The sequence below is a fragment of the Nocardia jejuensis NBRC 103114 genome (assembly GCF_001613145.1).
In the GTDB taxonomy this organism is placed as follows: Bacteria; Actinomycetota; Actinomycetes; order Mycobacteriales; family Mycobacteriaceae; genus Nocardia; species Nocardia jejuensis.
The window spans coordinates 141,943-149,234 of record NZ_BDBU01000037.1; the positions used below are offsets into that span (position 1 = coordinate 141,943).

General features: G+C 68.5%; 5 protein-coding genes and 1 pseudogene. 2 read left to right on the forward strand and 4 right to left on the reverse strand.

Features of this window, described 5'->3' with window-relative positions:
• The first annotated feature begins 150 nt into the window (after positions 1–150).
• Complete coding sequence (locus tag NJ1_RS27660) at positions 151–1,143, forward strand: LLM class F420-dependent oxidoreductase (RefSeq protein ID WP_067699587.1); 993 nt, start codon at positions 151–153, stop codon at positions 1,141–1,143.
• A gap of 145 nt (positions 1,144–1,288) precedes the next feature.
• Here the strand turns inward: NJ1_RS27660 and NJ1_RS27665 are convergent, their stop codons facing one another.
• Positions 1,289–2,605 carry a family 1 glycosylhydrolase gene (locus tag NJ1_RS27665; protein WP_067699597.1) on the reverse strand — a complete coding sequence of 439 codons (1,317 nt, stop codon included), beginning with the start codon at positions 2,603–2,605 and terminating at the stop codon, positions 1,289–1,291.
• Between the two features lie 265 nt (positions 2,606–2,870).
• Here NJ1_RS27665 and NJ1_RS27670 point away from each other — a divergent pair, with 265 nt between their 5' ends.
• Entirely contained in the window at positions 2,871–3,887 is a 1,017-nt protein-coding gene (locus NJ1_RS27670; protein ID WP_067699649.1) for a fused (3R)-hydroxyacyl-ACP dehydratase subunits HadA/HadB, read from the forward strand.
• 13 nt (positions 3,888–3,900) lie between these two features.
• Here NJ1_RS27670 and NJ1_RS27675 read toward each other — a convergent pair whose 3' ends face one another.
• The 3 genes and pseudogenes from NJ1_RS27675 to NJ1_RS27685 form a co-directional block, all read right to left on the reverse strand.
• Positions 3,901–5,454 (reverse strand): YfcC family protein, encoded by a 1,554-nt coding sequence (locus NJ1_RS27675; protein WP_067699600.1) that lies wholly within the window; start codon positions 5,452–5,454, stop codon positions 3,901–3,903.
• A complete protein-coding gene (locus NJ1_RS27680; protein ID WP_067699602.1) occupies positions 5,451–6,800 on the reverse strand; it encodes a M20/M25/M40 family metallo-hydrolase in 1,350 nt (449 codons plus the stop codon). Before NJ1_RS27680 ends, NJ1_RS27675 begins: the two co-directional genes overlap by 4 nt.
• A 49-nt stretch (positions 6,801–6,849) precedes the next feature.
• Positions 6,850–7,292, reverse strand: a pseudogene (locus tag NJ1_RS27685) (hypothetical protein); the annotation flags it as partial.

Genomic DNA, 7,292 nt, shown 5'->3' on the forward strand with positions numbered 1-7,292 from the left:
CACAACGGGGCCGGGCTCGCCCGGCCACGAGCCAGGGTTAGGCGCGCCCGGCGCGCAATGGTTGCCGACCCTCGGGCGAGCGGGAACAGTGGAGCCGCGGCGCGGCGGATCACCCGCGGCCGTCACATCCACAGACGGAGGAGAACACTCGTGCGTTTCGGCATCTTCATCCCGCAGGGCTGGCGACTCGACCTGGTCGACATCGATCCGGCGGCGCAGTGGGGCGTGATGCGGGACCTCGCGCAGCGCGCCGACGCCGGCGACGCGTGGGAGTCGATCTGGGTGTACGACCACTTCCACACCGTGCCGGTGCCGACCGAGGAGGCCACCCACGAGGCATGGTCGCTGATGTCGGCGTTCGCGGCGAGCACCTCGCGGGTGCGACTGGGCCAGATGTGCACCGCCATCAGCTACCGCAATCCCGCGTACCTGGCCAAGGTCGCGGCCACCGTCGACCTGATCTCCGGCGGCCGCCTCGAAATGGGTATCGGCGCGGGATGGTACGAGCACGAATGGCGCGCCTACGGCTACGGATTCCCGCCCGCGGGCGAGCGCCTGGCGCGCCTCGACGAGGGCGTGCAGATCTTCAAGCAGGCCTGGACCACCGGCAAGGCCACCCTGAACGGCAAGCACTACCAGGTCGACGAGGCCATCGTGCGCCCACTTCCGTTGCAGGAGGGCGGCATTCCGCTCTGGATCGCGGGCGGCGGGGAAAAGGTCACCCTCAAGATCGCGGCGAAGTACGCGCAGTACACCAACTTCTCGGGTGAACCCGACGAGTTCGCCCGCAAGTCCGAGCTGCTGCGCGGTCACTGCGCCACGGTCGGCACCGATTTCGACGCCATCACCCGCAGCTCCAACTTCAATACCGTCGTCGGCTCGACCGAGGCCGAGGTCCAGGATCGGCTCGCGGCGCTGGAGTCGCGCCTGACCCCGCATCTGGGAGCCGAGCACGCCGCGCAGCACGTGAAGGATCTCTTCCGGAGTTCACCCGCCGTCGGCACACCGGAGCAGATCGTCGAAAACCTGAGCCGGGTCCGCGATCTGGGCCTGTCCTACGCCATCCACAACTTCCCGGAGACGGCGTACGACACCTCCGGCGTCGAGCTGTTCGAGCGCGAGGTCATCCCGGCGCTGCGCTGATCGCTGTACTCGGGAAACACGAGAGCCGGTCGCACGCATGCGACCGGCTCTCGCGGTAGGTGAGAGGTCCGCGCGAACCGCCAGCAGTTCCGACCAACCGGCCGACGCACCGACCAGCTCCGAACCCCGACTCACAGACGGCACGTCAGCGCGGAACAGTCACCGGATCCGCGCAGCTGGCCGGGGCGTCGATCAGTGAGCACAGCTTGGGTTCGCGGGTCGGCCGGTAGTCCGCGGGAACGCCGCCCGCGCGGGTGATGTCGGTGTACGCCGGGACCGCGTCGGTCGGCCGCCGGGTGAGCGCGGGATCGGTCAGCACGTCGACGGTGTAGAGCCCGAATCGCGGTGTGTAGGAACCCCACTCGTAGTTGTCGGTGAGGCTCCAGTAGTTGTAGCCCATCACGTTCATGCCGTCGGCCTTCGCGCGCTGGATCCAGTAGACCGTGTCTCGCAGATCATCGGCGCGGGTGTAGCCGTCCGGGCGCGGCCTGCCGTTCTCGGTGGGCATGCCGTTCTCGACGATGTACAGCGGCACGCCGGGGTAGTTCCGCGAATAGTGCTGCAGCGCATAGTAGATGCCCTCCGCCTGCAGCGGGTTGTTCCACGTGTCCTCGCTGAGGAACGCGCCCGGCTGATCGGCGGACATGCCGTAGTAGTAGTCGATGCCGATGTAATCGAGCCTGCCCGCCATCTTGTCCAGCAGCGGCTTGTTCGCGAGGTCGTCCCCGGCGGGTACATAGGCGACATTGCTGGTCACCATCGCGCCCGGCTGCACCCGATGGATGTAGTCGTAGATGTCGTTGTGCGCCTGCGCGATCCGATCGTGCATGACCGGCGCGGAGGCCACCGGCAGATTCCCGGTGCGCATCTCGTTGGCGATGTAGAACAGCGGCTCGTTGAAGGTGACCCACAGCGGATCCGCGCTCGCGAACCGGTCCACCACGGTGCGGGCATTTGCCAGCCAGTCCTGCACCATCTCCGGGTTGTTCCAGCCGCCCCGGTCCGCCTCCCAGCCGGGGTAGACCCAGTGGTCGATGGTCAGCATCGGCCGCATGCCCGCGGCGGTGATCGCGCCGATGACCTGGTCGTAGAAGCGCAGCCCGGCCTCGTCCCAGACTCCGGGCGCGGGCTGGATCCGCGCCCATTCGATGCCGATGCGGTAGACCTTCACGCCCAGTCGCTTCGCCAACTGGATGTCCGAGACGTAGCGGGAGTAGAAGTCCACCGAATCCCGATAGGCGTCACGGGTTTTCCCGGAGGCGGCGTATCGGCTCCAGTTGCTGTCCGGCGCATGGCCTTCGGACTGGAAGCCCGAAGCCGCGACACCCCACAGGAAGTCGGGGCCGAGCCCGGCGACGCGCGCGGGCGGTTCCGGCCGGGCGGCGGCGCTGCCGGCTCCCTGGGTGAGTGCGGCGGTGGCGGCGAGAACGACCATGGCGAGACTGCGAGCACGAAGACGCATCGCGGAGTGTTCCTTCGCTGTCGGATGTCGGGCGGCGCCCGTCGAGTGACGACCTGCGTCCAAAACCGTACATCCCCCCGGGCATCGATCCGGTGACGCAGACGACCGCGTCCGTCGCACCGACGGCCTGAAATCGCGCCCGCCGATCGATCCGAGCATCGATACGATCACGCATCGGACCCGGTGCCGGGACGCGCTGACCGCTAACTCATAACAAGCCGCTATCGAACGATGCGGATCGGGCATGGCGGGCGATACACCCGGTATGCGAACCCTCACGGACTTCGATCCCGTGGCCCACGCCCACTCGGTCCTCGGCCGCCGGTACCGGCTGGAGGACTACTACGAGGTCGGCCGGGAGAAGGTCCGCGAATACGCGGGCGCGGTCCAGGATTCGCATCCGGTGCACCGGGACGACAAGGCGGCCACCGATTTCGGCTATCCGGGCCTGGCCGCGTCACCGACCTTCAGCTGCCTGCTGGGCGGGGTCGCACGGCGGGCCCTGAGCGGCATTCTCACCGGCTACGACCTGACCGCCACCGTGCACACCGATCAGGTGCTGCGGTTCCACCGCCCGATCGTGGTGGGCGACCGGCTCACCTGCAACCTGTCGCTGCGCTCGTTCCGCCGAGCCTTCGGCGGCGATCTGATGGTGATCGAGAACCTGATCACCGATCAGCACGGCGAGGCCGTGGTCACCTCGCACACCAGCCTGATCGCCCGCTCGGAACCGACGGTGGCCGAGGCCGGGGCGGCCGAACTACTGCGGGGGATCGTGCGGGAGTTCGCCGATTCCGAGGTGCGGCTGCGAGAGCTCGAGGACTGGGAGCCCGCCTATCCCGCACCGCGCAACGTCCGTTCCCGGCCACTGTCCTCGGTAGCCGTCGATGACGAACTGCCTTCCCGCACAGTGATTTCCACGCTCGGGGATCTGGTGCACTACGCCGGCGTCGCGGACGATCCGAACCCGATCCACTGGCACGCGGGCGCGGCCGCGATGTTCGGCCTGGGACGCGGCGTCATCGCGCACGGCGTGCTGACCATGGCGTACGGGGCGGGCTTCGTCACCTCGTGGCTCGGTGATCCCGGAGCGCTGAGGCAGTACAGCGTGCGCATGACCCGCCCGGTCGTACTGACCGCCGAGCGTCCCGCCGAGATCGAGTTCACGGGCCGGATCACATCGGTCGATCCGGCCGACGGCACCGCGACCGTGGCCCTCACCGCCCGGCACGAAGGACACAAGATCTTCGGCCGGGCCACCGCCCTCGTACGATTGTCCTGAGCTACCCCGGGACTCAGCCGATCCAGGCCGCGACGGCCAGGAACGCACAGGTCAGCACGAACAGAATCACCATGAGCGGCACGATGAACTTCACGTACCGGTCGTAGCGCACCTTGGCCAGCGCGATGCCGCCGGTGACCACCGCCGTGGTCGGGGTGACCAGATTCGCCCAGCCCGAGGCCGACTGCCACGCCGTGACCACCAGCGAGCGCGGCACATTCGCGAAATCCGCCAGCGGAGCCATGATCGGCATGGCGAGCGTGGCATGCCCGGAGGTGGACGGGATCAGGAACGCCAGCGGGATGTTCACCAGGAACACCGCCACCGCGAAGACCGCCGACGAGGTCCCCGACACCACGCCCTCGAGCGCGTGCAGCACCGTGCTGGTGATCTGGGTGTTGTTCATGATGACGGTGACGCCGCGCGCCAGCACGATCACCAGGCCCGCGCCCACGAAATCGCTGAAGCCCTTGCCGATTCCCTCGGACATCCGGCTCTCCCCGAGCCCGCCGACCAGGCCGACCACCACCGCGCCGACCAGGAACAGAGCGGTGAGTTCCGGGAAGTACCAGCCCAGTTCCCAGGCGAAGGGCTTCGCGTCCGGACCCTTGATGACCGTGCCCCACGGGATGATCGCGAAGATCATGAACGCGAAGGTCACCATGACCAGCCACAGCACCGCGACCTGCCGGCGCGTCATCGGATCCGGTTCGTGCTCTTCGGCTTTCACGTCCTGATCGCCCGGCTGCCACCCCGACCAGGACTTGCTCGGGTCGGCCTTCACGCGGCGCGCGTACCAGAGCACGTAGCCCACGGTGGCGGTCGTCAGCACCACCAGCATGGCCAGGCGCAGCACGATGCCGTCGCCGATGGCGATACCGGCGGCGGAGGACGCGGTGCCGGTGGCGAACGGATTCGTGGTGGAACACATCACGCCCACACCCGCGCCCGCGATGATCGCGCCGACCGCGGTCATGCGGTCGTAGCCCAGGGCCAGGGTCAAAGGCACCAGCAGCGCGTAGAAGCCCAGGGTCTCCTCCGCGAACCCCTCCACCGTGCCCGCGACCGCGAACACCACCATGATCCCGACGATCATCAGGAACGAGCGCTTGCGCAGTTTGTAGGCGAGCGAACCGATTCCGCTGTCCAGCGCGCCGGTGGCGAAGGCGACGGTGATGAAGGCGCCCACGGCCAGCACGAACAGGAACACCGCCGCGGCGCCGTACAGATCGCCCGTCATATCGGGCGCGACTTGCCCGGTCTTGGGATCCTGGATGCCGTACAGGCCGTTGATCGGCGCGAGGAACAGATCGCGCAGTCGCGCGCCGAAACTCTTGACGTCCTCGATGCGGTGATAGGACCCCGCGATCGGCTGGCCCTTGGCATCGGTCTCGTAGACGCCCGGCGGAATCACGAAGGCCGCCAGCCACACCGCGACGGTGACCCCCGCCAGGATCGTGTAGGTGGAGGGGAAGCCCCGCTTCTTCTTGTGCTTGGCGGGACCCTTCGGATCCTGCCCGGTCCGGTCTCCCGACGGCGTCGCGTCGGCTGTCGGAGCGTGGCTCACTTGACCATCCTGTCCGCGAAGAGTTGGAAGAACTCGGCTTCGGCCAGGGCCACACCGGTCAACTCGCTCAGCAGGACTCGCTCGTTGAACCCGTGCATATTGCAGCTGGAATCCTCGACGCCGAGCATGAGGACCTCGGCCGCCGGATTGGCGGCGGCCATGGAATTGGTGAGCGGAATCGACCCGCCCATGGCCGAGTCGACGGCCTCGGTCCCCCACGCCCTGGCCATGGCCTCGCGCATGGCGGCGTACGCGGGACCGGTTGTCCCGGCGGCGAATCCGGAGCCGACGTCCCCACCGGTGACGGTGAGCTCGATACCGAACGGCGTGACCTTGCGCAGGTGTTCGATGACCGCGCGCTGTCCCTCGGCCGGGTCCTGCTCCGGATGCACGCGCACGTTCAGATACGCCTTCGCATACGGAACCACCGCCGACGCGGCGGTTTTCACCGGCGGAGCGTCGAGGCCGATCACGGTGATCGCCGGGCCGTACCAGATCCGCTCGCCGATCGGGCCGGTGCCGAGCAGCGGCATTCCCGGTGCCATGCCGGTGATTTCGGCGAATTCCGCGTCCGTGTAGTTCGCGCCGGTCCAAGTGTCACGTCGCAGACCCGGCACCGCGACATTGCCGTCGGCGTCGTGCAGTGTCGCGAGTGCGGCCATGAGCGCCAGCAGCGCATCCGGTGCGGCCCCGCCGAACTGGCCCGAGTGCACCGGCGCGGCCAGTGTTCGCACCTCGACGAACACATCCGCCACGCCGCGCAGCGCGGTCACCAGCGTGGGCGTGCCGGCGCGGATATTGCCCGCGTCGCAGATCAGCAGCGCGTCCGCCTGGAACAGTTCGGGTTTCTCGGCGGGATAGTCGTCGAAGACCGAGCCGTACTCCTCCTGGCCCTCGATCACGACGATCACGCCCACCGGCGGCTTACCGCCGAACGCCCGCAGCGCGCCGATATGGGCCACCACGTTCGCCTTGCAGTCCGCGGCGCCACGCCCGTAGACGGCCCCGTCCTGCTCGGTGGGCGTGAACGGCGGGGTCTTCCACAGGCTTTCATCGCCCGAGGGCTGCACGTCGTAGTGCCCGTACAGCAGCACGGTGGGCGCGCCGGGCGGGGCGGGGATGCGCCCGTAGACGACCGGCGAGGTATCGGGCAGGTTCAGCACCTGCAGATCCGCGACACCGGATTTCCGCAACTCATCCGCTACGAGATCGTGCGCGCGCCGCACGTTCTCCTTCGGATAGTCGGGGAACGCGATCGATGGGATGGCAACCAGCTGCCCGAGCAGTTCTTTCAGCTCGGGCATGAGGCCGTCGACAGTGCTACGCAGGTCCTGACGCGAATCCATGGCTCCTATCGAACCATCCAGGACCGAAAATTCAGCGAATCTACAGCTATCAGTTTTCGGGCAGGAGTTCCCCCGAATGTGAACCCGGGCCCCACCGCTCGATCACCGCGGCGGTCGCCGCGCCGTAGGCCCGGCTGGCCGTTCGCGGCCGGGCCGCCGGATAGTTCGACCGATGCGTCACCACGACACCGTTGTCCAGCCTCACCGTCGTGTTCGCGACGGTCGCGACACAGTTCCCCCCGGCCTTGGCGGTGAGATCGACGATGACCGCGCCCGCGGCGAGCGCCTCGATCCCGGTGCGGTCCACCAGGACCGGTGCGCGGCGGCCGCGCTGCCCGGCCGCGCACACGATCAGGTCCGGCTTCCGCGCGGCGATCAACTCGGCGATCCCACCCGGATCGGTGTCCGCCACGAATTCACCCGCACCGCAAGCGATCGCGGCCTCCCGCTGCCCGGCGCGATGGCCGAGCGCGACGGGCGGCGCATCCGCGC